A 516-nucleotide genomic window follows, 5' to 3' on the forward strand; every position below is an offset into this window, starting at 1 on the left:
TGTCCTGCGTGTGGGTTGCCCATGGCGGGATATGCATGAGCGCTACGGAAAATGGAACCCGGTCCATGTGCGGTTCCGTCGATGGGCCGAGCAGGGTGTCTGGGACGCCCTGCTGGGAACGCTGGTTGAACTTGGGCTGACCGATGACTGGCAGCACATGATCGACAGCACGGTCGTTCGGGCTCACAGCCAGGCTGCTGGCGCAAAAGGGGGACACATAAGGAAGGCTTTGGTCGAAGCCGCGGCGGCTTTACGGGCAAGATCCACGCCCGCGCTGACGGTCAGGGACGCCCTCTTGGCTTTGAACTGACGGGCGGTGAAATTTCTGGTTATTCCGGCGCTGATGCCCTGCTGGACCTGTCGGTCGTGACACCGCGCCGACTTCTGGCCGATAGGGGATATGATAGTGACAGGATACGGGAGAACCCGCTTTTTCGAGGTATTCTTCCTGTTATCCCGCCGCGTTCAAACCGCACAGAGGATATCCCCTGCGACTTCCGTCGCTATCGGGATCGC

Annotated in this window: 2 protein-coding genes; both read left to right on the top strand. The window is 60.5% G+C overall.

Features of this window, described 5'->3' with window-relative positions; genetic code table 11:
* A partial coding sequence (locus HKD27_RS16310) for a transposase (protein WP_197436632.1) occupies window positions 1-310 on the top strand: 310 nt, incomplete at its 5' end.
* Window positions 262-516 (top strand): transposase (locus HKD27_RS16850; RefSeq protein WP_370544292.1); only part of this gene is annotated, 255 nt, incomplete at its 3' end. The genes HKD27_RS16310 and HKD27_RS16850, both read left to right, overlap by 49 nt.

It is taken from the genome of Gluconobacter sp. R75690 (genome assembly GCF_015244525.1).
GTDB classification, from domain to species: Bacteria; Pseudomonadota; Alphaproteobacteria; order Acetobacterales; family Acetobacteraceae; genus Gluconobacter; species Gluconobacter potus.